The following is a 25,010-nucleotide window of genomic DNA, read 5'->3' as shown; positions in this document are numbered from 1 at the left end:
GGAGTTGGTTGATGATGTCCCAGAATACACAGCAGCTCATGTTGTTTTGTACGGCGGTTGTCCTGTTTGTGACAGCCTGCCTGTACGGGCAACAAAATGTGAAGGTTTTGTCAGACGGTTTGAACCACATGGTGCAGACCACTGCAAACATGGAAGGACGACTAAATACAACTTTGCACATAAGCCAGCCAGAACACTACAGCGGTGCTGAAGTCTTACATACGGTAAGACAGATGACAGGGACAACGATCAGAGTGGAGGTAGACGGGACAGCCTATGTTATGGATCCCCTTTTAAATAGAACAGTGACTATCCCTGTCCAACTTGTTGCATCGTACAGACCGGAGTTCATTAGAAGTGATACTGGCGAAGTGCTAAAGATTGCGTTTTGGAAGGAGGCCAGCATACCTTGATTAATGCCGCATCCAAGCTGCTTGCCGTTCTTCTGGCAGTCGTATTGCTGTATGTATATCCGGCAGCAGAGTCAGCTGATCGGCAGGATGACATGGCACGCATGACCGTTGTACAGACGGTTACCCGTTTTGTTGATGCAGTCAGAACAAAGGGGTATATTTCCCCTGACATGTATGCAGAGTTCGAAGAACAGATGGCCCGAACGGGTAATTCCTATGAAATTGCCATGGAACACCTACACAAAAAGTATGTACCCCATTATTCAGACCCGCTGGATCAGAGTACATTCTCTGGAACTTATGAGACTGTACAGGACGGCTATTATTCAGCTCAGATTAAAGCCAAGCTATTTCCATCGTCCAGTGTACTGGCTTCAGATGATCCTGGGCGCAGATATACTTTGGTTATGGGGGATTTTTTCACAGTGACCGTCAAAAATACAAATCGTACACCTGCCATGCTGATTCGTGAGTGGTTAAACGGGTCTGCGCAGGCAGCAGCCGTATTTACCACATATGGAGGTATGGTTCTAAATGAAGATTACTGATCTTTCCATTGTGTTTGTGCTTATCTTTTTACCTATTTTCTGGGTTATATCTCACAATACCGACAATGCCCAAGAGGCTCAATATTTAAGCAATCGTTACAGGGCGGCACTTCAGACTGCTGTAATGGATGCAGGGGCTGTGATGCATCAGAATGAGAAGCAAAACGATGAAGCGGGGTATGATTCAACCAAGTTCGTGAAAGCGGACAAAGAGCTTGCATTACTTACGTTTACCCAAACAATGGCGCTTAATATGGGGATTCAGGATGATCCTGCTGCGATAAAGGCCATGTTTAATTACTTACCTGCAATAGTTCTGCTGGATTATGACGGTTATTATATTTTGGCGAAAGAAACTGAAATGACAGGAAACCTTGAAGATTCATTCCGGCACGTGTGGAGCCCCAAGAAACCTTATACATATTCTGATTCAAATGGCAGCAGTATTAACTTCACGCTCGATGGGTATGTGTATGCCTATGATGCAAGCTTGGGCAAATGGGTAGAAGGCTTCCAAAAAGAACTGGCCTCCAGCACGCAAATCCCTCTTCTTCAAGATGCCGAGCTCTTTGAACAGGTCAGACGAAGCCGGATCGTAACAAGTGTGCAGGAAGATTTGGCTGAGGTTATCAACAGGCATAATGAGTTTGCAAGAAGGAATGGTGTTTCCTACACCTTCACCATGCCTTTGATTTCTCAAGAGGATTGGTACAATACAATTAGTGATACAGGACTTATGGCCTTTATTCAGGGGGTACCTGTAGGGAATGAAAAGATTAACAATTATGCCATCGGTGGTGGCAGACTGGTGAAGAAAACAGCAATTATTGGCGGAGTTGATCCGGCAAGTGGAATCAAATATTATTATCCCTCCACATGCCGCAATGGTTACAGGGCCGGAGAAGTGTTTACAGATGCGAAACAAGCAGCAGCTCAAGGCTATTTTGAGTATAAGTGTTCCATAAATTAGGGCAGTTTGTTTGTAATATGAAAGTGAGGTTGCATGAGATGTTTACATTACTTTCAGAAAAGGCGATACCTGTGATAAAATAAGGTTTCGGAACGATAGTAATGTCCAAATAGATAGGAGCAACCTCATCTTATGAGTTTATTGTCAGTTGAGAACGTGAGTCACAATTTTGGCGACCGCACGTTATTTAAAAATGTTTCTTTTCGTTTACTCGCCGGAGAGCGTGTAGGCCTTGTTGGTGCAAATGGTGTGGGCAAGTCCACATTGATGAACATCCTTACCGGGAAATTGTTAAAGGACGAAGGGAAGGTTGAATGGACCCCAAAAGTTCGCTATGGATATCTGGATCAGCATACCAAGCTCACGCCTGGAAAAACGATTCGTGATGTGCTCAAAGAGGCGTTCCTGCCCTTGCTTGAGTTGGAAAAAGAAATGATGTCCATCACGGATCAGATGGCAGACGCCGATCCGGACAAGCTTGAATTGTTGCTGGAAGAAATGGGTGACATTCAGGAACAATTAGAGCAAGGTGATTTTTATCTGATTGATGTGAAAGTGGAAGAGATGGCGAATGGACTTGGCTTGTCCGCTATCGGTCTGGATCGTGACGTGGCCGCGCTTAGTGGTGGTCAACGTACGAAGGTATTGCTTGCCAAGCTCTTACTGGAGAAACCAACGGCTCTTCTGCTGGATGAGCCAACGAACTATCTCGATGTGGAACACATTGAATGGCTGACGCGTTACCTGAAGGATTACCCGTATGCGTTTATTCTGATTTCGCATGATACGGAGTTTATGAATGAGGTCGTTAACGTTATATATCATCTGGAATTTGCCAAGTTGACGCGTTATGCAGCGAACTATAACAAATTCCTTGAAATGGCCGACATGAATAAGGCGCAGCATATTGATGCTTATGAGAAACAGCAGGAATTTATCAAGAAGCAGGAAGATTTCATTCAGCGGAACAAAGCCCGCGCTTCCACTTCCGGTCGTGCCAAGAGCCGTGAGAAGCAGCTTGGCAAGATTGAACGGATCGATCGTCCAGACGAAGCAGCCAAACCCACATTCAAATTCAAGGATGCCCGGGCGAGCAGCAAAACCGTCTTTGAGGGTATTGATTTTGAAATTGGATATTCATATGCATTATTGCCCAAAATGACGATGACGATTGAGCGTGGTGAGAAAATTGCCATTGTTGGGTGTAACGGTGTAGGTAAATCAACTCTGCTGAAGACCATCCTTGGGAAAATCCCGCCAATCAGCGGTAAGACATTCTTGGGTGACTATCTGGAAACAGCCTATTTCGAACAAGAAGTACGTGCAGGTAATATTACTCCGATCGAAGATGTGTGGAATGAATTTTCTCATCTGACACAGAATGAAGTCCGGGGCCATCTCGCACGATGTGGATTGAAAAATGAGCATATCACCCGTCCGCTTAACGCGCTTAGTGGTGGAGAACAGGCAAAAGTTCGTTTGTGTAAGCTTCTTATGCGTGAAAGCAACTGGATTTTATTCGATGAGCCGACCAACCATTTGGATGTGACAGCCAAAGCAGAGCTAAAACGCGCCTTGCAAGAATTCAAGGGTACCGTGTTGCTCGTATCACATGAACCTGAGTTCTATGAAAGCTGGGTAACCAAAACATGGGATGTTGAAGCTTGGTCCGAGAAACAATAGTATGTATCTTCGAACCTCGAACAAGATCAGCTACTTTTATAACTACATCAACCCTAAGCATGAATGAACAACGTAATCAATGGAAATGTACGGTGACAAAAAAAGGTGTCTATGGTAACATAGGCTACAACTTCATATGAACACTAGGGGGGCCGCACGATGCGGCTGAGATGGAAGAATTAGATTCCGGACCCTTTGCACCTGATCTGGATCATACCAGCGTAGGGAAGTGGCCGTTTCAGCTAATGACAAAGTGAGCAATTATCGTTGATTTTATTGCGATGTTGCCTGCAGTGTGAAACATGCATATACACATTGTTACAATTATGGGTTCCGTAGTTGTTATGCAGTGAGTAACCGTATGCAGCAGTCATTCAGTTGATCCATGAATACTAAATTCGTGGCCACTCCCCTGCGGGAGTGGCTTTTTTTGTTGTTTATTTCAGCGTAATCATATGCAAGAGGAGGGCGAACAATACGGAAATCTTCCACGAACATGTAACAAGAGGATCATTCGAACTGCATGCTCTTTCACCAGGAAAAGGTGACATGAACTCTTTTGTGCATGCTGCCACGGATGTATGGCGCTGGGTCGATTATATCCACATTCGAGAAAAAAAACTGACCCTGGAGCAACAGATACAATGGGCCCAAAGCCTGAAAAAAAAGGGTGTTCCATCTAACCGAATCATCATGAATGGCTCAGATCAGCTGGCTAAACATGGGGTGTTTGGTGGTGTGCATTGGGGCCAAGCTGCTATTCATAGCTACGATAAGGAGCTGGGGAGAGTCGATCGGCTTCGCGTAGGGGTGTCGGTTCATTCTCTGGAAGAAGCAAAAGTTGCAGAAGAACGTGGGGCGGATTATCTATTTTACGGGCATGTGTACGCCTCACCCAGTAAACCGAATTGCGAGCCTAGAGGACTTGCTTCGTTGGCTGAGGTATGCACCAAAGTTTCAATTCCAGTGATCGCGATTGGTGGGATTGGAACGGAGAATATTGCTGCTATCCGAACTGCTGGCGCCAAAGGGGCTGCGGTAATCTCTACGATTTGGACAAGCAACAACCCGGAACTGGCAGCAGCTTCATTGCGGCGGGCGATCACGAATTCACAGAAGTATGCCGAACCAGGGAGATGAGATCATGAGAGAGGGAGCAAGAAGTATAAGGAAACGTTCAGGTTATCATCCAAGAGCAGTATCAAGGAGTAGAATTGGATCGGAAATTCGAGGCAATCTTCATGCTGAAACCATTATTGTAGGCGGTGGAGTGATCGGTTGTGCTATTGCATGTGAGCTCGCTACCCGAGGCCATGATGTTCTTTTGGTTGAGCGTTCGCGGATCGCTGGAGGAACTTCCTGTGCAGCTGCCGGGATGCTTGCTGCTGACAGTGAGAGATTCACTCATGCCGTTATGGCGAGGCTCGCGAAGGAGAGCAGAGAATTACTTCATAAACAGAAGGAACGAATCAGTTCACTTAGTGGAGTGGAGATGGGTTTGCAGCAATATGGGTTTATTACTCCCTTTCGTTCATACAGTGAGGTCAGCAATTACAAAAATAACAGATCTTCGAACTCCTCTGATGAACCTTTTTGGTGGGATCGTGTCTCTGTCCAACAGGAAGCATCATGGTTAAACAGGGATATCTATGGTGCATATTACAGACCTTCCGAGAGCGAGATCCTTCCTGTTAATCTCACGCAGGCGTATGTCAGGGCGGCTCAAGCCATGGGTGCAAGGGTTATGGAAGGCGTACAGGATGTCCGTTTGCATATAGATGTGAACGGAGTTCAAGGGATCCGAACTTCCATTGGAACGATGACATCGAAGAACGTCATTGTTGCAACAGGGTTACAGGGAGAAGAGTTGATGAGACATGCAGGGCTGATTTTGCCTGTTTTGCCTGTGAAAGGAGAGATTGCAGCGGTGCATTTCTCACCTCGCCACATCGGATACAGACCTGACAAAACGGTGTATGCAGATGATATATATATTGTCCCAAAAGCCAATGGGGAAGTGTGGCTCGGTGCAACCAGCCTTCCCGGAAGAACAGACACAAAAGTCTCGGTACAGGGGATTCAGAAGCTATTTACAGCTGCGACAAGCTGGGTGCCTGGCATGAAGGAAGCGCATTTTCTCCGGGCATGGGCGGGTGTTAGACCTTCGACTCCGGATGGATTGCCCTACATAGGGGCTTGTGAAAGTATTCCCGGGTTATTCACTGCTTTTGGACATTATCGTAATGGCATACTGCTTAGTGCGATTACGGGCAGCTTAATGGCTGATATAATCTACGGTAAAACTTCCGAAGCGTTGGGAATTCAGGACCTTAGTCCGGATCGTATGAATCGAAAGGAGATATTGCAGTGAATATCATTGTCAACGGACAAACCATGCAAATTGAAGATAGCTTAAATCGTGTGGACAAATTGCTCCATTCGTTTAATCTGCAAGTAAAAACCGTAGTGGTTGAATTGAATCGGCAAATTTTAACGAGGGAATACCATGAGACGACGGCATTAAGAGACGGAGATCGGATTGAAATTGTACATTTTGTGGGAGGCGGTTAACTATGTTGAAGATTGGGAATTATACGTTCGGATCTAGACTACTTCTGGGTACAGGCAAATTTTCGGATTTGGACGTGCAGAGCCAGGCGGTTGAAGCGGCAGGTACGGAAGTGTTAACGTTCGCTGTTCGGCGTTTGAATCTGGAAGATCGAAACAAACAACATTTTCTGGACACGCTGGATTTGAAAAGGTATACCCTGCTTCCCAATACAGCGGGTGCTTCAACGGCAGAGGAGGCAGTGCGAATCGCTGAACTTGCCCGGGCTTCAGGACTTTGTGATATGATAAAAGTAGAAGTCATCGGCGATGGAATCACATTGCTTCCTGACCCGATTGAAACGTATAAAGCATGTGAGATATTGCTTGAAAAGGGATTTACGGTACTGCCTTATATCTCGGATGATGTTATTTTGGCCAAGCGATTGCAACTACTCGGTGTACATGCTGTCATGCCTGGGGCTTCACCCATAGGGGCAGGGAGAGGAATTATTAATCCCTATAATCTGGAGATAATTATTGAACAAGCCGTCGTTCCTGTCATTGTGGATGCAGGGCTTCGAGCACCCAAAGATGCGGCTCATGCGATGGAATTGGGAGCAGACGGTGTATTGTTGAATACGGCTGTCTCCGGATCGGGAGACCCTGTGAAGATGGCTAAGGCCATGAGAATGGGGGTTGAAGCAGGCAGAATGGCTTATGAGGCAGGCATGATTCCCATTAAGCGTTACGCGGCAGCAAGTAGTCCGGCGGAAGGAATGGTTCATACATGACAAATCAGACACGACCCTCCGAGCAGGCAGACCGTTACTCCAGACAGGAACGGTACGCTCCGATCGGTAAGGAAGGTCAGGACAGATTGAGTAACAGCAGAGTATTAATTGTTGGTGCAGGTGCGCTTGGCACTGGCATTGCAGAGACACTGGTACGTTCAGGTATTGGCCACGTTACCATTGCAGATCGTGATTATGTGGAGTGGAGCAACCTCCAGCGACAACAGTTATATGTAGAACAAGATGCCATTCAGCGAATGCCCAAAGCGTTGGCAGCCGAGAAGCGTCTGTCTGACATTAACTCTACCGTTGAAGTTGTAGGCAAAGTAATGGACGTGAGAGTGGATGAACTGGAAGAATTGGTTCAAAGTGCAGATTTGATTATGGATGCAACGGATAATTTTGATACACGTTTATTAATTAATGACATGTCTCAGAAGTACCGCATTCCCTGGATTTATGGCGGATGTGTCGGCAGTTATGGAATTACCTACACGTTTCTGCCAGGAGAAACCCCGTGCTTAAACTGTTTGTTAGGTGAGGTTCCGTTAGGTGGAGACACCTGTGATACGTCAGGTATTATCCCTCAAGCGGTGCAGATGGTTACGGCAAATCAGACAGCAGAAGCCATGAAGTTACTTAGTGGCAATTCAGATGCCTTGAGACGCAAGTTACTGTCATTTGACGTGTGGAGGAATGAATACATATCCATTAACGTTGACGGTGCCAGAAAAGCAGATTGCCCATCATGTGGTCAAAAAGCTACATATCCGTACCTGTCTGCCTCCAATCTGGAAAAAACAGACGTGTTATGTGGCAGGGATACAGTCCAGATCCGCCCTTCACGCCAAATGAAACTGGATTTGCAACAAACGGCTGTTCGTCTGGAGAAACTGGATGATGGCAAAGTGGAAGCCAATCCGTTTCTGGTCTCTTTTACAACTGGAACGTACCGAATGGTCATTTTTCAGGATGGGCGGGTTCTTGTTCATGGAACAAAAGATACCGCAGAGGCCCGTACACTGGTTCACAGATATTTTGGTTGAAACATAATGCTCTGAGTCTGTTCCTTTGAGGAATGGACTTTTTCATTTTACGGCATGATAGACATACAACATTGCTGCGATGCTACGTGATAACAAGAAGAAATTGACCGTTAGCAAGGAAACCATGCAGCAAGCGTATAGAGACAGGCCGGGTGAAAAAATGAAAACATCCATGTTACTGGTTGGCAGCGGAGAGCAGGTTACAAATATTAAAGACGTATTTTGTGCTGAAGGATATCATGTTGAACTAATGGAATGGTCTGAATTGAAGCGTGGTTCCAAAATACCATTGACGGAACTGAGCATGATCATATTAGTTAATGAAAAAAATCAGGAAGATCAGGTGAAGGCTGGACTGGAATCGTTAGTACAGATTGGCGCGATTTCTCCACTTCTTGTTATAACTCCCAAGATCTCTCCTGAATTAATTGTGGAATGGCTAGACTATGGCGCTAACGATGTGATGGAAGAGCCAATAAATCGTAATGTGCTGATGGCCAGAGTGCGAAATCTGTTACGTGTGTTTGCACATGTCTCACAGGAAGATGAAGAAGTCATTGTAGTGCATGATCTAAAAGTGAATCTGCGTTCACGTCGAGTGAGCCGAGCAGGTGAATATCTAATGCTTACTCCGAAAGAATACGAATTGCTGGAATTTCTTGCCCGTCACGTCAACGAGGCATGTGCGCGGAGCGTCATTTTAAGAGAAGTGTGGGGATATGATTTTGCAATGGATACCAATGTGGTAGACGTATATATCAAACATTTGCGGGTAAAGGTGGATAAGGGGAGGGACATGAAATTAATTCATACGGTTCGTGGAGTCGGCTATATGCTGCATACCGAATAAAAGTGAGTATAAACCAAAAACCGGATCATGTTTTCCACATACCTCCAGTTTGGGGAGGGCAGTTTATCGGGTAAATATAAAAGGACCGGATCAATAGATCCGGCCCCACTCGCTTTGGTACATTTTTGAATTTGAACTACAATACGCGGCGAGCTTTGATATAAGTCTTTTTCCAGTGTCCCGAGTTCAAATCGGAAAGCGTTACACCAGGAGAACCGTACGTGTGCAGAACTTTTCCGTTTCCTGCGTATACTCCAACATGAGTAATATTGGAGCCAGTGGAGCGACTACCGCTGGAGAAGAATACCAGATCTCCAACACGCAGATTTGCTTTGGACACTGCTACGCCTTCCTTGGATTGCTTAACGGATGTACGCGGCAAGTCTACACCATACTTTTTAAAGATGTATTTCATAAAAGAAGAGCAGTCAAAATTTTTGGTAGTAGAAGTTGAAACACCAAATTTATATGGAGTTCCTGTGAATTTCTTACCATAATTTACAATTTGTTGCCCTGTGGAAACAGAAGCGCTTGCTGCCTGTGCAACAGGTGCATTAGTCATTAATACAGCTCCAAAACCTAGTGTAGCGCACAACCCGACGGTTACGGCCTTTTGGACAAAGATGTTTGTTTTCATGTGAGTACCTCCAAAATTCGTTTTCGTTTAGTTGCTAGAGCGAGTATAACAGCTTTGTAACAGCCTAAAAATTGGATGAGTAGCGACAAAGCTTAGGGCCGCAACGGTTTCGGTTTGTTTATTAAAATACCATTAAAAATGTCAAAAAATTAATCATTGACGAGTCAACCCATATTATAAACGTCAAAAGACCCTTGATATCAAGGGTCTTTTGACGTTTTGACGATTATTTTAAACCATAGTTATAGATTACAGAATCGTAATAAGTATATTCAAAACGTTAATCTTTGCTCTGAATAATAAGTAATAACCCGCTTTCGATCGAGACGTTACCCGACTTTCCGAGCAGTTTGTTACTAATTCCCAAAGACTGCCCCATGCGTATGGTGGCATGATCTAACGGGTACATGAATCCCTCCAATGTAATACCGGTCACTTCATTGGTTAGTGGTAGCAGGGAGATATATTCATAACCACGGTCTTCCACAAAAGCTTCGGAGGTCGTTAGCATCATATAATTGTGTTCATCCTGAAGTGTACAGGAAATATGATGCTGCATAGCGCGAACCATAATATGTACGTTGGCGAGTGTGTGATCCATGCGTGTACCTGTTGCACCCAGCATCAGAATATCGGTAGGTTCAAGATCCAGCGCTGTTTCAAAAGCCATCTCGGTATCCGTCAAATCTTTATGAACGGGGTCACAGGTGATGATTTGTTCGCTATGCTGACGTACAGTTTCGCGCTCCTGCTCGGTAATAGAATCAAAATCTCCAACAGATATATGAGGTTGAATCCCATGTTCTATTAGAAATAGGGCACCGCGGTCGGCTGCGATTATAGTATCGTCTTTACTGATTTCCTTGAGGAACTCAGGAGAAAGGCTTCCACCTGTAAAAATAATAACTCGTTTCTTAGTCATTCCATTTCATCCTTCCTGATTAATGAAGAAACTGGTTCCCTTCTTATACAATGTGGTCGACCTGTACAAGAATCATTCACAAAACCAGTATAATCCACAAAATGTAGTTGCACAATTTCGATCCTCGCGGATACAATGGGTAGAGCGACATGGAGATGACTTGAAAAGTGAGGTTTGAACAGGTTGGACTTGCACATTTTTGAAGTATTCAGCATTATAGGCACCATTGCCTTTGCAATGTCAGGGGCCTTCGTAGCAATGGAAGAAGAGTATGATATTTTGGGAGTACTGGTGCTTGGTCTTGTCACCGCATTTGGAGGCGGCGTGATTCGTAACGTGCTGATTGGTGTACCTGTGACAACACTATGGAGCCAGGGAGCGCTTATCATGTTGGCCCTTGTATCTGTAGCCATAGCATTCATACTGCCGCTCAAGTGGATTGGTCACTGGAAGCGAACGGAAGCGCTGTTCGATGCGATTGGACTTGCTGCTTTTGCGATTCAGGGGGCATTATATGCGGCCAATATGGGTCATCCCATTAGTGCAGTTATCGTAGCCGCAGTAATGACCGGAATAGGCGGAGGGATCATTCGCGATTTGCTGGCAGGACGGAAACCGCTTGTGCTCCGTGATGAAATCTATGCCGTCTGGGCAATTACAGCTGGTTTTGCAATCGGCATGGGGTGGTTCACAACGAATGTTGGGCTGCTCATATGCTTTGGTGCTGTTGTGTTCTTTCGGATGTGTTCGGTTCATTATAAATGGAAGCTGCCCCGTCGTTCTCTGGTACAAACGGAGAGTGTGAAACCTCAGACAGCAACAGCGCCACTTAACCGCACCTTGAGTAAGGGGGAATAACATGATTCACGTTTTGTTTGTATGTTTGGGCAATATTTGCCGATCGCCGATGGCTGAGGCCGTCCTCCGTCACAAAGTTAATGAAAGAGGACTGGCTCAGCAGATTCGAGTGGACTCGGCAGGTACAGGCGACTGGCATGTCGGTAAACCTCCGCATGAAGGGACTCGCAAATTGCTTGATTCACGTCAAATTTCTTATGCTGATATGGCTGCAAGACAATTTGAGAGCGAAGACTTCTCAAAATTTAACTACATCATATGTATGGATGATTCCAACGCAGCGAATGTAAGAAGTGTGACCGGCGGTGAAGAAGCAGAAATTATCAAGATGATGGATATGCTGCCGGACGAGACACTCCGTGAAGTTCCAGATCCGTATTATACGGGGAATTTTGAAGAAGTGTACAGGCTGCTTGATGCAGGCTGCGACGTGTTACTGGACCGGATCACGAAGGAGCATTCATTGGTATAACCTAGAGGGTGCATTTGCTGAACATTGACAAACATAATACAAGACAAGAAGCTGGACAACAAACGAGCAGGAGAGCCTGCTTCTTTTTTGAATGTTTATGTAAGCGATATCATTTGGTTGCAAAACAAAAGCGGCTTTCAGCCGCCTGTTAAGTGATTGAGTTAGTTTTCCTGTAGAAAATAAAGCAAAGCTTCGGGCAGTTCCTTCTGCCAGAATCCCCACTGATGATGACCGTCTTTCTCCCGATAGGAGACGAGTGCACCGCGTTTTTCAAGCAAATCGCGAGTATCCTGATTCAATTGTACAAAATTATAGGTTCCAGTGTCAGCTTCGAAAGCCGTTTCCTGTAATCCAACGATCATCCAGATCGAGAGCCAGGACAAGTCCTGCTCTGCAGCATAGATTTCCTGAGAAGCAGAGTAGAATGCGCCGGACATACTGATGACACGTGTAAACAGATCAGGGTAAAGCAGGGCAAGATGAAGTGAAACGCTACCACCGAGTGAGTCTCCGGCAAGGATACGTTCCTGGGGAGATCGGCGTACAGGATATTTCTCTTCTACATAGGGAATAATCTCTTCAGCGAAACATGCCGTATATGCCTTGAATCGATTGCCGAAGGGGGCATATTCCTGAGTTCTCACGGAAACGTCAACCTGAACCCCTACTATAATGAATGGTTCGGCTCCCTCGTCAAGAATAATACGGTTGGCAGTGGTGGCAATACGACCAAAGTTGAAAAATTCTTCACCGTCCTGACAGTATACTACAGGATAGCTTAACAATTCGTTATAGCCCGGGGGAAGATAAATTCGCAGTGTACGCTTCTCTCCGAGATAGCGACTCTCAATCTCTTCTTTCACAATCGTACGTTTCAAATAGCGGGAATCCGTCATAAAACGTCACCTTTCTCGGTTAATTTTTGCAATCGACCGCGCAATACGGTAAGATTAACCGTGTGCGGGGATAGGTTAAACATGCAAACATGTATTATGCTGTTATACCAATATTAAGCCCCTGTTATACATACAATCCGGAAGGAAACATAAAAAAATTACGGATATCTTTGACGTATGCAGTGAAACAGGTGTATAATAATATTATAACAGCGGAACTTGATATTCAAATTTTTTGTTGAGGTGAAGAAAAAAATGAGCAAGGTTCCTTATGAAGTATATACGGAGGATGTAGAAGCTCTGTCCGTGCTGTCTCCTGACGGCGAAATCGTTAACAAAGACATGATGCCTAAACTTTCCGACGATCAATTAAAAGAAATTATGTATCGCATGGTATTTACCCGTACTTGGGATGACCGTGCAGTAAACCTGGGCCGTCAAGGTCGTCTTGGTTTCTATGCTCCAGTATCTGGTCAAGAAGCTACAATGGTTGGTAGTGAATTTGCAATTGAAAAAGAAGACTTTGTATGTCCTGGCTATCGCGACATTCCGCAACTCGTGTGGCATGGACTTCCTCTTTATCAAGCGTTTCTGTACTCCCGTGGACACCAACATGGTGGACAAATCCCGGATGGCGTTAATGTATTGATGCCGCAAATCATCATTGGTGCACAAATTCTGCATGCAATGGGTATTGCAATGGGTTACAAATTGAAGAAACAAAAACAAGTTGTAATTACGTACACAGGTGATGGTGGTTCTTCAGAAGGCGACTTCTATGAAGGTCTGAACTACGCTGGTGTTTACAAATTGCCTGTTATTTTCTTCGTGCAAAACAATGGTTATGCCATCACAACTCCTTTTGCCAAACAAACGGCAGCTCTGTCCATCGCTCACAAAGCGGTAGCAGCAGGGATCAAAGGCGTTAAAGTTGACGGTATGGACATCTTTGCGGTTATCAAAGCGGTTCAGGAAGCTGCTGAACGTGGACGTAACGGAGAAGGCGCAACATTGATCGAAGCAGTAACATATCGTTTCCGTCCTCACTCCCTTTCGGATGATGCTTCCAAGTATCGTACAAAAGAAGAAGAGGCTGAATGGAATGCGAAAGATCCAATCGCACGTTTTGCTAAATATCTGGAGAAAAAAGGTCTGTGGACTGAAGAAGATACAGCACGTGTGAAAGAAGAAGCAAAAGCAAAAGTGAACGAAGAGATCAAAAAAGCGGAAAAAACCGAGAAAATGACGATTTCAGGCTTGATCGACAGCATGTTCGAACAAACGCCTAAGCACTTGGAAGAGCAAAAAGCTGATTTCCAATAAGTTTTTTCCGATAAAGCATAAACATCCGGGACGGGTTCCGGTGTCCCGGTATACATGTATGAATTCAAATGTGAACTGTCAATGTTTAAGGAGGAAATGAAGCAAATGGCACAAATGAACATGAAAGAAGCAATCCGTGATGCGCTTCGCGTTGAGTTGAAACGTGATCCTAACGTTCTGCTTTTCGGTGAAGACGTAGGTAATGTAGGCGGCGTTTTCCGTGTAACGGAAGGTCTGCAAAAAGAATTTGGCGAAGAGCGTGTATTTGATACACCACTAGCTGAGTCCGCTATTGGCGGTCTGGCTGTAGGTTTGGGTGTTCAAGGCTTCCGTCCGGTTGCTGAGATCCAATTCGTTGGTTTTATCTTCGAAGCACTTGACCAAATGGTAGTTCAAGCAGCTCGTATGCGTTTCCGCTCCGGCGGTAAATACAATTCTCCAATCGTATTCCGTACACCATTCGGTGGCGGTGTAAAAGCGGCAGAATTGCACACGGATTCCCTTGAAGGTTTGCTCACGCAAACTCCGGGTATCAAAGTGGTTGTTCCTTCTAACCCTTACGATGCAAAAGGTCTGATGATCGCTTCTATTCGCGACAACGACCCTGTATTCTTCATGGAGCACTTGAACTTGTACCATGCATTCCGTGCAGAAGTGCCTGAAGAAGATTACACCGTTGAGCTGGGCAAAGCGAACGTTGTTCGTGAAGGTTCTGATGTAACTATCATTACTTACGGTATGATGGTTCACACTTCTGTGAAAGCAGCAGAAGAGCTCGAAAAACAAGGAATCAAAGTTGAAGTTATCGACCTTCGTACGGTTAGCCCGATCGACATCGATACTATCGTTGCTTCCATTAAGAAAACAAATCGTGCAATCGTTGTACAAGAAGCTCAAAAAAGCGCAGGTGTTGCAGCTGAAGTCATTGCACAAATCAATGAAAAAGCAATCCTGCACTTGGAAGCACCGGTTCTGCGTGTAGCTGGTCCGGATACTGTATATCCATTTGCACAAATCGAAGATACATGGCTTCCTAACCCAGCACGTATCGTTGCTGCGGTTAACAAAGTCGTAAATTTCTAATTTAATCATCTGACATGCCGCAAGGCGCAGTATGGTGATCCACACCGCAGCGCAAGCTGCACTGTAAACAGCCATTAGCCCCTTGAGTAACAGTTTATTGCACTAGCAGTAACGGTTGTTTCTTGGAGTTAAGGGTTGTTTTCAGGATTGAGACATAATCAAGGAGGTTTTTCAGTTGGCTAAATTTGAATACAAATTCCCTGAACTGGGCGAAGGCCTTCACGAAGGCGAAATCATTAAGATGCACATCAAAGTCGGTGACAAAGTAACTGACGACGATATCATCATGGAAGTACAGAACGACAAAGCAGTCGTTGAAGTACCTTGTCCGGTTAACGGAACAGTAACAGAAGTGTTTGCTAAAGATGGTCAAGTTTGCCACGTAGGCGAAGTTGTTGCTATTATCGAAGCAGAAGGCGAGCTTCCTGAGCAAGACGACGCTCCAGCTGGCGATCAAGGCGAGCAAGAAAAAGATGCAGCTCAAGGCGGAGCTGACACAAGCGGTTCTTCCGCAGCAGCATCCAGTTCTGATGCAGCTAAAGAAGGCGGCAACAACAGCGTTCCGGCAGTACCTGCCAAAGACGTTCTGGCAACGCCAAGCGTGCGTAAATTTGCTCGCGAACAAGGCGTGGACATCGCTCAGGTTAACGGTACTGGCAACAACGGTAAAGTAACCAAAGAAGATGTTGAATCTTTCAAAAACGGTGGCGGTTCTTCCGCAGCGGCATCTTCCGAAGCTCCGGCTCAAGAAGAGAAGAAATCCGCAGCACCAGCAGCTGCAGCAGCTGATCAACGCCTTGAAGAAGAGCGCGTACCATTCAAAGGTATCCGTAAAGCGATTGCCAATGCGATGGTTAAGTCGGCTTACACAGCACCTCACGTTACCATCATGGACGAAGTGGACGTAACTGAATTGGTTGCTTTCCGTACTCGCATGAAACCTATCGCTGAGAAAAAAGGTACAAAAGTTACGTATCTGCCATTCATCGTTAAAGCACTGGTTGCGGCTTCCCGTCAATTCCCTGCTTTGAACGCGATGATTGATGAAGAAGCTAACGAAATTGTTTACAAAAAATACTATAACATCGGTATCGCTACAGATACAGACAACGGCCTGATCGTTCCTGTTATCAAAGATGCTGATCGTAAATCCATCTGGATGATCGCTGATTCTATCCGTGATCTGGCAGCTCGTGGCCGCGACGGCAAATTGAGCGCGAACGAAATGAGAGGAAGCACAATCTCCATCAGTAACATTGGTTCTGCTGGCGGTATGTTCTTCACTCCAATCATCAACTTCCCTGAAGTTGCTATTCTCGGAACAGGACGCATCAGCGAAAAAGCGGTTATCAAAAACGGCGAAGTAGTTGCAGCACCTGTAATGGCTCTTTCCCTGAGCTTTGATCACCGTATCATCGATGGCGCAACAGCACAAAACTTTATGAATTACATTAAACAGCTGCTCGCTAACCCTGAGCTGCTTGTTATGGAGGTGTAAGATATGGTAGTAGGCGACGCTTCTCTCAATATCGACACATTAGTAATTGGTGCAGGACCTGGCGGCTATGTAGCTGCCATCCGTGCTGCTCAATTGGGCCAAAGCGTATTGATCGTAGACAAATCCGAACTGGGCGGCGTTTGTTTGAACCGCGGATGTATTCCATCCAAAGCTCTGATCTCTGCTGCACACCAATACGAGTCTGCACTTCACGGTGAAGCATTTGGTATCTCTGCTGAGAACGTAAAAGTGGACTTTAGCAAAACTCAAGAATTCAAAAACGGCGTTGTTAAGAAAATGACTGGCGGCGTAGCTGGTTTGCTCAAAGGCAACAAAGTTGAAGTTTTCAACGGTGAGTGCATGTTCATCAACGAAAACGAAGCTCGTGTATTTAACGATCACGAGTCACCGCGTTACAAATTCAAAAATGCAATCATTGCAACAGGTTCCCGTCCAATCGAACTGAAACCTTTCCCGTTTGGCGGACGCATTCTGTCTTCGACAGAAGCTCTGAACTTGCCTGAAGTACCAAAAAGCATGATCGTTATCGGTGGTGGTTATATCGGTGCCGAGCTTGGTCAAATGTACTCCAAATTCGGTGCGAAAGTAACCATCATCGAAGGTTTGGATACAGTACTGCCAGGTTTCGATAAAGACATGACTAGCCTCGTTGCTAAAAACATGAAGAAAACAGGCATCGAAATCGTAACGGGTGCAAAAGCTGAAAGTGCTGAGCAAACGGATAAAGATGTAACTGTTAAATATTCTGTAAATGGTGAGTCCAAAGAAGTGACTGCAGATTACCTGCTCGTTACGGTTGGACGTCGTCCAAATACAGACGGTGAGCTTGGTTTGGACCTGATTGGCGTAGACGTTGACGAGCGTGGATTTGTCAAAGTTGACCACCAAGGACGCACAAGCATTCCTCACATCTTCGCAATTGGTGATATCGTATCCGGTCTGGCACTAGCTCACAAAGCTTCTTATGAAGGTAAAGTGGCTGCTGAAGCGATCGCAGGACAACCATCTGTAGTTGACTACAAATGTATGCCTGCAGTTGTATTCACAGATCCTGAGTGCTCCAGCGTAGGTTACACCGAGAAAGAAGCGAAAGAAAAAGGCTACAAAGTTAAAGCAGGCAAATTCCCTTATGCGGGTAATGGCCGTGCAGTATCTTTGAACCATGCTGAAGGCTTCGTGAAAATCGTAGCTGACGAAGAAAGCGGCCTTGTGTTGGGTTGCCAAATCGTAGGTCTGGAAGCTTCCAACCTGATTGCTGAGCTTGGTCTGGCAATTGAGATGGGCGCTACTCTGGAAGATCTGGCGCTGACTATTCACGCTCACCCAACTTTGGGCGAAATCGTGATGGAAGCTGCGGAATTGGTTATGGGTCACCCGATCCACATCATTTCCCGTTAAGATCGTCTAAGCTCCGGATTCGTCTGGCATTATTCGTAAATTAAAAAGGGATGGATAACGTCATTCGACGTTGTCTGTCCTTTTTTTATCTTAACATCTAAAGTAAGAGGCTATTTAAGACTCGAAAAAATGAAGCTATAACAGCACAAGAATCATGCAATCTGAATCTCAATGTGGTACACTGTAACAACGAATATGACGGCATAGACCTTAGTTCTGTGCTGTTTTCTATAAGGCAAATTGGAGCAAACACAACCTCTGTGAATGTTCTCGTTTGTTTTTTATTGCTATGAAATAAGAAGTGCGAGGGGAATATAATTTGAAAAACTATCTCGATTTATTACAGGATATCCTGGATACAGGCGTGCATAAGGGAGATCGTACTGGAACCGGAACACAGTCTGTTTTCGGTAGACAGCTTCGCTATGATCTTTCCGAAGGTTTTCCACTTGTTACGACCAAACGAATCCATTTGAAATCGGTTATTCATGAGCTGTTGTGGTTTTTGAGCGGGGATACGAATATATCCTACTTGAAGGATAATGGCGTTAAAATTTGGGACGATTGGGCAGATGAGAACGGCGACTTGGGACCAGTGTATGGTTCGCAGTGGCGTACTTGGGAAGCACCCAATGGAGAGAAAATTGATCAAATTGCAGCGGTTATTGATTCGATCAAAAACAATCCAGATTCACGACGTCACCTCGTCAGTGCCTGGAATGTGGCGGAGATTAACAATATGAAGCTGCCACCATGTCATTTTGCGTTTCAGTTCTATGTGGCTGAGGGTAAACTATCGTGTATGCTTACCATGCGTTCTGTAGATACGTTCCTTGGGTTGCCATTTAACATTGCCAGTTATGCGCTTCTCACACACATGATTGCCCAGCAGTGTGACCTTGAGGTCGGAGAATTCATCTGGTCGGGAGGGGATGTACACATCTACTCGAACCATGTGGAACAAGTGAAAACCCAGTTGGAGCGCGAACCTTATGCGTTACCTAAACTGGTGATCAAGCGCAAGCCGGATTCCATTTTCGATTATACGTTTGAAGATTTTGAGTTTGAGAACTATCAGCATCATCCGGGCATTAAAGCCCCGATTGCGGTATAAATAGACACAAGTTGAAGGAGTGTGTAATCTTTGAGCATTGAACTCGTATGGGCGATGGGAGAAAACGGTGTTATTGGTCTAAATAATGACATTCCATGGCGCCTGCCTAAAGATATGGCCTTTTTTAAGCAGCGTACATTGAACAAGACGATTATCATGGGACGTAATACATGGGAGTCTTTTGGGGGCAAGCCACTTCCACAGCGCCGAAATATTGTAGTAACCAGAGATTTGAACTACAAAGCGAATCAGGCTGAAGTGGTGCACACGATTGAAGAGGGCCTGGAAGTTACAAAAGGTGAAGAGCTTTGTGTCATTGGGGGTTCCCAGGTCTATCGTGAGTTTTTGCCACTCGCAGATCGCTTGGTGGTGACCAAAATTCATGAGAATTTTGAAGGAGATACCTTTTTCCCGGAAGTGGACTGGTCGGAGTGGGAATTGAAGGAACAGATTGAAGGCGAACAGGATGAAAAAAATGTTTATGCGTATACGTTTGAATTTTATGAACGAAAACGCTAAAGGGGCATAAGCTGGGCCGGCAGAACCCGAACATTTTCTATAAGTAAATGATTTGGGACGCTGATTTACGAATTATTCGTGAACAGCGTCTTTTTTTAAAAAAATAAATAGATCTCCATACGAAATGACACAAAACTAACATTGTATTTACGTTAAATTGACGATGCGGAAGAATATTATACATAGTTCTACTGGTCTTTTAGTGAAAAAGTATAAATAATGTAGAGTTTTACCGTTGTAAAGCCCTAAAATTAGGATAATATTCGGAATTGGTAATACAATACAAGGAAATTTGTTGTTTTAAGTGATAAATTAGCTCACATTTAATTGACATTCGAACTTTCGGGTACGAAATCAAACGCTTATTTTACTGGATCTAAACCTGGATAAAGACCAAATTAAGGGTATTGACCCTTGGTAGACTAGAACGATATGATGTATAAAATACAAATAATTATGCGGATAATCCATTTAATATTCAACAAGCAAAGTGCTACTATAATTGAAATATCTTCGAGAAGATTTTGTGATACAATATACAAAAACTCAGGTAATGAGAGTAATCCATTTCATATAGAACCATGCAGATGAAGGGATTAAGACAAGAACGGATGGGGGAAACGTAAGATGTCTACACCTACTGGATTTATGGAATACAAACGGCAACTGCCTGCGGACCGCGAGCCGTCAGAGCGGGTTAAGGATTGGGAAGAGTTTCATAAACATATGGCTGAAGAAGAGCTCAGAACACAAGGTGCACGATGCATGGATTGTGGTACACCGTATTGCCATACAGGTATAGATATGATTGGCGGAACGTCGGGCTGCCCGGTGCATAACCTGATTCCGGAATGGAATAATCTGGTGTATCGTGGATTATGGAGAGAGGCACTTGATCGCTTGCACAAAACGAACAATTTCCCTGAGTTTACAGGTCGTGTCTGTCCTGCTCCTTGTGAAGGATCATGCACAGTCGGGCTGATTGGTGAGCCTGTAACGATTAAAACCATTGAGGAAGCGATAATAGAAAAAGGTTTTGAAGAAGGATGGGTTGTTCCCCAACCTCCGGAGAAACGTACGGGTAAACGTGTAGCGGTCGTTGGTTCAGGTCCTGCGGGATTAGCTACAGCAGCTCAGTTGAACAAAGCGGGCCATTCGGTAACTGTATACGAGCGTTCCGACCGTGTCGGCGGTTTGCTGATGTACGGCATTCCAACCATGAAACTGGACAAAAACGTAGTTCAGAGACGTGTTGATTTGCTTGAAGCTGAAGGCATTCAATTTGTAACAAACACGGAGATCGGGAAGGACATTGCCGCTCAGCAGCTGGTAGACGATTATGACGCCGTTGTGTTGTGCGGTGGTGCAACCAAACCGCGTGAGTTTAACATTGAAGGCAGTGATCTGAAAGGCGTACACTACGCTATGGACTTCCTGAATGGCAGCATCAAAAGTTACCTGGACTCCAACCTGGAGGATGGAAACTACCTGTCTGCACAGGACAAGGATGTAATCGTTATCGGTGGCGGGGATACAGGTTCTGACTGTGTCGCTACATCGCTCCGTCACGGTTGCCGTACCATTACTCAATTTGGTACGCACACCCAGGCTCCTATGGAGCGTGATCGCATCAACAACCCTTGGCCGCAATTTCCTAACGTATATACACTTGACTATGCCCAAGAGGAGGCCAAAGCGTTATTTGGTCAAGATCCACGCGAATTCTCTATCATGACAACCAAATTTGTTGGTGATGAAGATGGTAACCTCAAAGAATTGCACACCGTGCAAATCGAGCGTATTGTAGATGAAACCGGTCGCAAGATTTATCAGCCCATTCCTGGAACAGAGCGTGTATTCCCGGCTCAAATGGCAATGATTGCTATTGGTTTTGATGGACCAGAACAAACTTTGATTGAGCAGCTTGGACTTGCTACAGACCGTCGTACTAACGTTAAAGCCCGTTATGGCAAATATAATACCAATGTGGATAAAGTATTTGCAGCAGGCGACATGCGTCGTGGTCAAAGTCTGGTTGTATGGGCTATCAATGAAGGTCGTGAAGCTGCCCGTGAAGTGGACAAATACTTGATGGGTGCTACAGTTCTCGTGTAAAGAGCGGATGAAGTCTTCTGCGATGTAATCGTAATTGCACTCATATCATCTAAAAGATGAATTTCATAAAATGACAACCCTTGTGTTTATACGAGGGTTGTTTTTGTTTATAAGAAATTGAGAGTTGGTCTCATTTATCTTTTGCATGTGTGCGTTATAGCATTGCTTTTTAATCCATAAAGATTTATTATTATATTATAATTATTATAAATAAGAGTGTGAACATGATTAAATTACGAATGAATAGTATATCTTGAAATTGACTTGAACATTTTGATTGGTGAAGTTATTAAATTCGGAGGTGCAACCTTATGGCTAGTAATCGGGGCAAATCCATTTCAGAGCAGATTTATGACATTAAACATCAACTGGTTGAAAAAGGATATAAGTTGACACAGCAACGGGAAGTTACCGTACGTGTATTGCTTGAGCATGAAAAGGATCATTTTAGTGCAGAGGAAGTATTCTTGCTGGTAAAAGAACAATTTCCGGAGATTGGTTTGGCTACGGTGTATCGTACACTTGAACTGCTAAGTGATCTCCATGTGGTCGAAAAGATTAACTTTGGAGACGGTGCTGCGCGCTTCGATCTGAGAAGTACGGATGGATCACATCACCATCATCATCTGATCTGTACAGATTGTGGTAGTGTGGAAGAAATTATGGAAGACGGCTTGCTTCGTCTGGAACAACAAATTGAGCGACAGTATGGCTTTGCTGTAACGGATCATCGGCTTGATTTTCAGGGCGTATGCAAAGAATGCAGGGCAAAGCGGGCTGTGAATGAACAGGAAGCGGGCTAATTCCACTGGAGAGGATGCTCCTGCAATCAAAATCTGATATAATAAGGTTCAGAAGCAAGGGGCTTCCGTAGGCGGAAGGCCCCTTTTTGCCGTCATTCGGGCGGTGAAGGAGGAGAGATGGACGGATGAAGACACTGGTTATAGCGGAAAAGCCCGACATGGGCCGAACCATTGCCGCCGTCATAGAGCCAAGGGCCAAGAACAATCGCAATTATTTGGAGGGTGAGCATTATATCATCACTTGGGCGATTGGTCATCTATTGGGACTGGCTGAACCGGATGCCTATGATACGAAGTATAAGCGGTGGAATATCGGGGATCTGCCGATCATCCCGGATCAGTTCAAGATTGTGCCCAACCCCAGAACCAAAGATCAGCTGAAGATAATCGGTGAACTTGCAAAGAGGGCGTCAGCCATCGTTAATGCTTGTGATGCGGGGCGAGAGGGACAATATATCTTTGCCTTGATTCAACAGCAGTTAAAGCTGCGTCAGCCCGTAAAACGTTTGTGGATATCGGATCTTACGGCTGAAAGTATTAAGCGTGGTTTCGAAGGATTGAAGGATGCCTCGGAATTTGAAAATTTAACCCAAGCTGCCAGGGCCCGCAGTGAAGCGGATTGGCTCATCGGCATGAATGCGTCACGGGCGTTTACCACGCGTCATAATGCATTGCTGTCTGTAGGACGAGTTCAGACTCCGGTACTGGCCTTGATATATGATCGTGAAATCGAAATTGAAGCCTTCCAGTCCCAAACCTTTTATGAAGTGGCCGCATGGTTTCGCCAGGAGGGAGTAGAGTATAGAGGGCTGCGTCAAGGGGACAAGTTAACCGATCCGTCGGTTGCCGAATCCATTGCTGCCAGTGTGAAGGGCAAGCAAGGACGGATTACCAAGTATGAAGCAAAACAGACCAAGGAGTATCCGTATCGGCTGTATGATCTCACCCTTTTGCAACGAGAGGCGAATGCCAAGTACGGTTATGGAGCGAAGAAAACACTGGATATTGCGCAGGCGCTTTATGAGAAACATAAGGTCATTTCCTATCCGCGGACCAATTCCAACTATGTTACAGAACAAAACATCGAAGGAATGCACAAAACACTCAATCTGCTCAAAAATGGGACCTATAGTGAACTGGCGCAAGGAGCGAAGCCTGAACTCGTTCACAAAAATAATAAAGGCGTATGTAATCCGTCCAAGGTGGAGGATCACCATGCGATTTTACCTACGTTGAAACGACCGGGTACGTTATCCAAGGATGAACAGAATATCTATGATCTGATTGTCAGACGTTTTTTGTCCCATTTCTATCCGCCAGCCGAGTATAAGCAGCATACTGTGCTCACTGACGTTGAGAAGCACGAGTTCAAGACATCTGTGAAAGAACTGCTGTCCCTGGGTTGGAAGGTGGTACTGGGCTCTGGAGATCAGGAGCAGGGTGGCTCTGGCAAGAAAAAGACGAAGAAAAACAGTAATGAAGAAGAGGAAGCCGAGGAATGGACGGACAAGGCCTTTTCTGTACAGCCTGAAATGCCTGTTCACTGTACAAAAAGTGAATTCAAGGAGAAGGCAACACAGCCTCCAAAGAGTTATACCGAAGGAACCTTGCTGAAAGCGATGGAGAGTGCAGGCAAGCAGATTGAGAATGAAGAGCTGCGTGATGCAATGAAAGACAGTGGCCTTGGCACTCCAGCTACTCGTGCAGCAACGATTGAGCGTCTCAAGAATGTGGGTTACATTACGATGCAGGGTAAAAAGATGCAACTGACGTTGAAGGGGCGAACAGCCATCGAACTAATCCGCAAGGCGGGTGTAGATTTGTTAACCTCCCCTGAGATGACAGGCCAATGGGAGAGAAGATTATACCAAATATCCAAAGGTGAAGCAGGTCAGGACAAGTTTATGGAGAACGTCAAGAAATTCACGATGTCCATCATTGATAAGGTGCGAGTGCAAGCCCCAGCACCAGCGGATGCTTTTGGCGAAGATTCACGTGGAGGGCGGGGGAAAGGCAAAGGAGCCCGAACCCAGAAGAGTAGCGCAACAACGTCTACCAAGACGTCCGGCACGAGTACAAGCGGGGGAGCGAAGGCGTCACGTCAAGTTTCAGGAGCAACAGGGAGAACGGGCAGTGTCAAGACAGCAACTGCCAAAACGCAAGCTTCGAGTGCTGTTCAACCGGGTGTCCGCGAAACGCTGGCATCCTGTCCATCTCCAGGTTGTACGGGGCAGATTATTGAAGGCAAGAAAGGTTATGGCTGTACACGATTTAAAGAAGGCTGTGGTTTTGTCATTTGGAAAGAATATGTTGGCAAGAAAATTACCAGTACCATGTTGAAAGCGTTGATTGAAAAGGGGAGTACGCAGGTACTGTCTTTTAAACGAAAAGACGGAAGTACAGTGAAGGCACGTATTATTTTGCAGGACCCGACAACCGGTAAACTATCTGCTGAAAGGCAAGAAACATAAGTCGTGGACTTGAAGGCAGGAATGTAAGC

At 45.2% G+C, this 25,010-nt stretch carries 24 protein-coding genes and 1 riboswitch; of the genes, 21 read left to right on the top strand and 3 right to left on the bottom strand.

Going from position 1 to position 25,010, the window contains the following annotated elements; all coding sequences use genetic code 11:
• The first annotated feature begins 11 nt into the window (after positions 1-11).
• The 10 genes from JNUCC31_RS01470 (at position 12) to JNUCC31_RS01425 (ending at position 8,851) form a co-directional block, all read left to right on the top strand.
• On the top strand, positions 12-413 hold the full coding sequence (locus JNUCC31_RS01470) for a hypothetical protein (protein ID WP_192267900.1): 402 nt from the start codon (positions 12-14) through the stop codon (positions 411-413).
• A complete protein-coding gene (locus JNUCC31_RS01465; protein WP_192267898.1) occupies positions 410-961 on the top strand; it encodes a hypothetical protein in 552 nt (183 codons plus the stop codon). Before JNUCC31_RS01470 ends, JNUCC31_RS01465 begins: the two co-directional genes overlap by 4 nt.
• Positions 948-1,931 (top strand): hypothetical protein, encoded by a 984-nt coding sequence (locus JNUCC31_RS01460; protein ID WP_192267896.1) that lies wholly within the window; start codon positions 948-950, stop codon positions 1,929-1,931. The genes JNUCC31_RS01465 and JNUCC31_RS01460 overlap by 14 nt, the downstream gene beginning before the upstream one ends.
• Positions 1,932-2,063: 132 nt before the next feature.
• Entirely contained in the window at positions 2,064-3,614 is a 1,551-nt protein-coding gene (locus JNUCC31_RS01455) for an ABC-F family ATP-binding cassette domain-containing protein (RefSeq protein WP_192267894.1), read from the top strand.
• A 135-nt stretch (positions 3,615-3,749) separates the two neighbouring features.
• Positions 3,750-3,859, top strand: a riboswitch (TPP riboswitch).
• Positions 3,860-4,163: 304 nt separating this feature from the next.
• The gene (locus JNUCC31_RS01450; protein ID WP_192267892.1) at positions 4,164-4,754 is read left to right on the top strand and encodes a thiamine phosphate synthase; all 591 of its coding nucleotides are present in this window, start codon (positions 4,164-4,166) and stop codon (positions 4,752-4,754) included.
• Positions 4,755-4,758: 4 nt separating this feature from the next.
• Complete coding sequence (gene thiO / locus JNUCC31_RS01445; protein ID WP_192267890.1) at positions 4,759-5,985, top strand: glycine oxidase ThiO; 1,227 nt, start codon at positions 4,759-4,761, stop codon at positions 5,983-5,985.
• Entirely contained in the window at positions 5,982-6,185 is a 204-nt protein-coding gene (thiS, locus tag JNUCC31_RS01440) for a sulfur carrier protein ThiS (protein ID WP_063562837.1), read from the top strand. The genes thiO and thiS overlap by 4 nt, the downstream gene beginning before the upstream one ends.
• Before the next feature lie 2 nt (positions 6,186-6,187).
• The gene (locus tag JNUCC31_RS01435) at positions 6,188-6,955 is read left to right on the top strand and encodes a thiazole synthase (protein WP_192267888.1); all 768 of its coding nucleotides are present in this window, start codon (positions 6,188-6,190) and stop codon (positions 6,953-6,955) included.
• Positions 6,952-8,001 (top strand): MoeB/ThiF family adenylyltransferase, encoded by a 1,050-nt coding sequence (locus JNUCC31_RS01430; protein WP_192267885.1) that lies wholly within the window; start codon positions 6,952-6,954, stop codon positions 7,999-8,001. Before JNUCC31_RS01435 ends, JNUCC31_RS01430 begins: the two co-directional genes overlap by 4 nt.
• A 79-nt stretch (positions 8,002-8,080) precedes the next feature.
• Complete coding sequence (locus JNUCC31_RS01425; protein ID WP_228469435.1) at positions 8,081-8,851, top strand: winged helix-turn-helix domain-containing protein; 771 nt, start codon at positions 8,081-8,083, stop codon at positions 8,849-8,851.
• 136 nt (positions 8,852-8,987) lie between these two features.
• Here JNUCC31_RS01425 and JNUCC31_RS01420 read toward each other — a convergent pair whose 3' ends face one another.
• Positions 8,988-9,488: a C40 family peptidase gene (locus JNUCC31_RS01420; protein WP_192267881.1), complete on the bottom strand. Its 501-nt coding sequence runs from the start codon at positions 9,486-9,488 to the stop codon at positions 8,988-8,990.
• A gap of 280 nt (positions 9,489-9,768) precedes the next feature.
• Positions 9,769-10,410 carry a thiamine diphosphokinase gene (locus JNUCC31_RS01415; protein ID WP_192267879.1) on the bottom strand — a complete coding sequence of 214 codons (642 nt, stop codon included), beginning with the start codon at positions 10,408-10,410 and terminating at the stop codon, positions 9,769-9,771.
• Positions 10,411-10,593: 183 nt separating this feature from the next.
• Between JNUCC31_RS01415 and JNUCC31_RS01410 the strand changes: the two genes are divergently transcribed.
• Together JNUCC31_RS01410 and JNUCC31_RS01405 are read left to right on the top strand one after the other, a co-directional pair.
• On the top strand, positions 10,594-11,268 hold the full coding sequence (locus tag JNUCC31_RS01410) for a trimeric intracellular cation channel family protein (RefSeq protein WP_267132512.1): 675 nt from the start codon (positions 10,594-10,596) through the stop codon (positions 11,266-11,268).
• Position 11,269: 1 nt separating this feature from the next.
• Positions 11,270-11,740, top strand: coding sequence for a low molecular weight protein-tyrosine-phosphatase (locus JNUCC31_RS01405; protein WP_192267877.1), 471 nt, complete (start codon positions 11,270-11,272; stop codon positions 11,738-11,740).
• 161 nt (positions 11,741-11,901) lie between these two features.
• On the opposite strand, the gene JNUCC31_RS01400 is transcribed toward JNUCC31_RS01405, so the two are convergent.
• Positions 11,902-12,636: an alpha/beta hydrolase gene (locus JNUCC31_RS01400; protein WP_192267875.1), complete on the bottom strand. Its 735-nt coding sequence runs from the start codon at positions 12,634-12,636 to the stop codon at positions 11,902-11,904.
• A gap of 255 nt (positions 12,637-12,891) precedes the next feature.
• On the opposite strand from JNUCC31_RS01400, the gene pdhA reads away from it, so the two are divergent.
• The 9 genes from pdhA (at position 12,892) to JNUCC31_RS01355 (ending at position 24,981) form a co-directional block, all read left to right on the top strand.
• A complete protein-coding gene (gene pdhA, locus JNUCC31_RS01395; RefSeq protein WP_062325382.1) occupies positions 12,892-13,959 on the top strand; it encodes a pyruvate dehydrogenase (acetyl-transferring) E1 component subunit alpha in 1,068 nt (355 codons plus the stop codon).
• Between the two features lie 105 nt (positions 13,960-14,064).
• Positions 14,065-15,042: an alpha-ketoacid dehydrogenase subunit beta gene (locus JNUCC31_RS01390; protein ID WP_062325380.1), complete on the top strand. Its 978-nt coding sequence runs from the start codon at positions 14,065-14,067 to the stop codon at positions 15,040-15,042.
• Between the two features lie 175 nt (positions 15,043-15,217).
• A complete protein-coding gene (locus JNUCC31_RS01385) occupies positions 15,218-16,540 on the top strand; it encodes a dihydrolipoamide acetyltransferase family protein (protein ID WP_192267873.1) in 1,323 nt (440 codons plus the stop codon).
• A gap of 3 nt (positions 16,541-16,543) precedes the next feature.
• Positions 16,544-17,959, top strand: a complete 1,416-nt coding sequence (gene lpdA / locus JNUCC31_RS01380; protein WP_024630356.1) for a dihydrolipoyl dehydrogenase — start codon at positions 16,544-16,546, stop codon at positions 17,957-17,959.
• A gap of 319 nt (positions 17,960-18,278) precedes the next feature.
• Positions 18,279-19,073, top strand: a complete 795-nt coding sequence (gene thyA, locus JNUCC31_RS01375) for a thymidylate synthase (protein ID WP_192267871.1) — start codon at positions 18,279-18,281, stop codon at positions 19,071-19,073.
• Positions 19,074-19,103: 30 nt separating this feature from the next.
• Complete coding sequence (locus JNUCC31_RS01370) at positions 19,104-19,592, top strand: dihydrofolate reductase (protein WP_192267869.1); 489 nt, start codon at positions 19,104-19,106, stop codon at positions 19,590-19,592.
• 627 nt (positions 19,593-20,219) lie between these two features.
• Positions 20,220-21,707, top strand: coding sequence for a glutamate synthase subunit beta (locus JNUCC31_RS01365; RefSeq protein WP_192267867.1), 1,488 nt, complete (start codon positions 20,220-20,222; stop codon positions 21,705-21,707).
• Positions 21,708-22,042: 335 nt separating this feature from the next.
• Positions 22,043-22,510 carry a ferric iron uptake transcriptional regulator gene (gene fur, locus JNUCC31_RS01360; protein WP_192272640.1) on the top strand — a complete coding sequence of 156 codons (468 nt, stop codon included), beginning with the start codon at positions 22,043-22,045 and terminating at the stop codon, positions 22,508-22,510.
• Positions 22,511-22,635: 125 nt separating this feature from the next.
• Positions 22,636-24,981 (top strand): type IA DNA topoisomerase, encoded by a 2,346-nt coding sequence (locus tag JNUCC31_RS01355; RefSeq protein ID WP_192267865.1) that lies wholly within the window; start codon positions 22,636-22,638, stop codon positions 24,979-24,981.
• The last annotated feature ends 29 nt before the right edge of the window (positions 24,982-25,010 follow it).

This window comes from Paenibacillus sp. JNUCC-31 (genome assembly GCF_014844075.1).
Lineage (GTDB): Bacteria > Bacillota > Bacilli > Paenibacillales > Paenibacillaceae > Paenibacillus.
The sequence above is the reverse complement of the archived record's forward strand: the minus strand, read 5'-3'. Positions and strand labels throughout refer to the sequence as shown.

What these genes read in the sequence shown, in the direction of transcription:
- JNUCC31_RS01470 (WP_192267900.1), top strand. Translation starts at nt 12, where the DNA reads ATGATGTCCCAGAATACACAGCAGCTCATGTTGTTTTGTACGGCGGTT.
- JNUCC31_RS01460 (WP_192267896.1), top strand. Translation starts at nt 948, where the DNA reads ATGAAGATTACTGATCTTTCCATTGTGTTTGTGCTTATCTTTTTACCT.
- JNUCC31_RS01455 (WP_192267894.1), top strand. Translation starts at nt 2,064, where the DNA reads ATGAGTTTATTGTCAGTTGAGAACGTGAGTCACAATTTTGGCGACCGC.
- JNUCC31_RS01450 (WP_192267892.1), top strand. Translation starts at nt 4,164, where the DNA reads ATGAACTCTTTTGTGCATGCTGCCACGGATGTATGGCGCTGGGTCGAT.
- thiO (WP_192267890.1), top strand. Translation starts at nt 4,759, where the DNA reads ATGAGAGAGGGAGCAAGAAGTATAAGGAAACGTTCAGGTTATCATCCA.
- JNUCC31_RS01435 (WP_192267888.1), top strand. Translation starts at nt 6,188, where the DNA reads ATGTTGAAGATTGGGAATTATACGTTCGGATCTAGACTACTTCTGGGT.
- JNUCC31_RS01430 (WP_192267885.1), top strand. Translation starts at nt 6,952, where the DNA reads ATGACAAATCAGACACGACCCTCCGAGCAGGCAGACCGTTACTCCAGA.
- JNUCC31_RS01425 (WP_228469435.1), top strand. Translation starts at nt 8,081, where the DNA reads ATGCTACGTGATAACAAGAAGAAATTGACCGTTAGCAAGGAAACCATG.
- JNUCC31_RS01420 (WP_192267881.1), bottom strand. Translation starts at nt 9,488, where the DNA reads ATGAAAACAAACATCTTTGTCCAAAAGGCCGTAACCGTCGGGTTGTGC.
- JNUCC31_RS01415 (WP_192267879.1), bottom strand. Translation starts at nt 10,410, where the DNA reads ATGACTAAGAAACGAGTTATTATTTTTACAGGTGGAAGCCTTTCTCCT.
- JNUCC31_RS01405 (WP_192267877.1), top strand. Translation starts at nt 11,270, where the DNA reads ATGATTCACGTTTTGTTTGTATGTTTGGGCAATATTTGCCGATCGCCG.
- JNUCC31_RS01400 (WP_192267875.1), bottom strand. Translation starts at nt 12,636, where the DNA reads ATGACGGATTCCCGCTATTTGAAACGTACGATTGTGAAAGAAGAGATT.
- pdhA (WP_062325382.1), top strand. Translation starts at nt 12,892, where the DNA reads ATGAGCAAGGTTCCTTATGAAGTATATACGGAGGATGTAGAAGCTCTG.
- JNUCC31_RS01390 (WP_062325380.1), top strand. Translation starts at nt 14,065, where the DNA reads ATGGCACAAATGAACATGAAAGAAGCAATCCGTGATGCGCTTCGCGTT.
- lpdA (WP_024630356.1), top strand. Translation starts at nt 16,544, where the DNA reads ATGGTAGTAGGCGACGCTTCTCTCAATATCGACACATTAGTAATTGGT.
- JNUCC31_RS01365 (WP_192267867.1), top strand. Translation starts at nt 20,220, where the DNA reads ATGTCTACACCTACTGGATTTATGGAATACAAACGGCAACTGCCTGCG.
- JNUCC31_RS01355 (WP_192267865.1), top strand. Translation starts at nt 22,636, where the DNA reads ATGAAGACACTGGTTATAGCGGAAAAGCCCGACATGGGCCGAACCATT.